The sequence below is a fragment of the endosymbiont of Lamellibrachia barhami genome, assembly GCF_011947365.2.
In the GTDB taxonomy this organism is placed as follows: domain Bacteria; phylum Pseudomonadota; class Gammaproteobacteria; order Chromatiales; family Chromatiaceae; genus QGON01.
Map to the genome: position 1 here is coordinate 1 of NZ_JAAVSH020000004.1, position 1,000 is coordinate 1,000.

General features: G+C 51.7%; 2 protein-coding genes. Both read right to left on the minus strand.

The window, feature by feature from the left end; translation table 11 throughout:
* On the minus strand, nucleotides 1-265 hold a 265-nt coding region (locus G9Q73_RS19005; protein ID WP_177421539.1), incomplete at its 3' end, for a YybH family protein.
* A gap of 182 nt (nucleotides 266-447) precedes the next feature.
* On the minus strand, nucleotides 448-1,000 hold a 553-nt coding region (locus G9Q73_RS19010; protein ID WP_304956677.1), incomplete at its 5' end, for a putative PEP-binding protein.

The window sequence follows — 1,000 nt, forward strand, 5'->3', positions numbered from 1 at the left end:
CTTTGATCAGATGGATGGCAATATCATCTGTTTCGATCCAACTTAAATGTTTGATCTCCATGTCGAGCACCATATCCCCACTCAACATGGGTTCCCAGGCTTTACGTATCGCCTCCAGTCCTCTCTGAGCAGGTGACATGGGCAGCAGACAGAGAACCTCATCAGATTCCTCCCAAACGGCCATCATGGCCTCCAGATCCATTTCATCGATGGCGTCATAGTAGGCGTCTTCAGCGTCCTGGGGAGATTCAAAATGGTTGCTCATGCCGGTCCTCGTTATCCTGATGGTTGTACATTTTCGGGCCATCATTTCGACAGGCCGATCCACGACGGATGGTTACATTCAACGTCACTGCTTTCAAGGGTTATCCGACACTGTATTTTTTGGTCATCTTTTCCGGGTATGTGATCTATATAAATGATTTGGCCCGATTGCCCCTTTGTGAATTATTCCGACTCCGCCAGCATTTTCCAAGTGTCTATCACGGTATCCGGGTTCAGCGAGATGCTGCTGATGCCCTGTTCCATCAACCAGCGGGCCAGATCTGGATAGTCGGACGGTCCCTGACCACAGATGCCGACATATTTGCCCTGCTTATGGCAAGCATCAATCGCCATGCTGAGCATCTTCTTCACCGCCGGGTTACGTTCATCGAAGCTGTGGGCCACCAGTCCTGAGTCTCTGTCCAGTCCCAATGTCAGCTGAGTGAGGTCGTTGGAGCCGATGGAAAAACCGTCAAAATAGGCCAGGAAATCCTCTGCCAGTATGGCGTTCGAAGGCAGTTCGCACATCATGATGACACGCAGGCCACGCTCTCCCCGTTTGAGTCCATTCGCCTCCAGTAACCGGATCACCTCAGCCGCCTCATTCAGGGTACGGACAAAGGGGATCATGATCTCGACGTTGTCGAATCCCATCTCTTCACGCACCCGTTTGAGCGCTTTGCACTCCAGTTCAAAGCAGGAGCGGAACTTTTTTGAGATATAGCGGGAAGCGCCG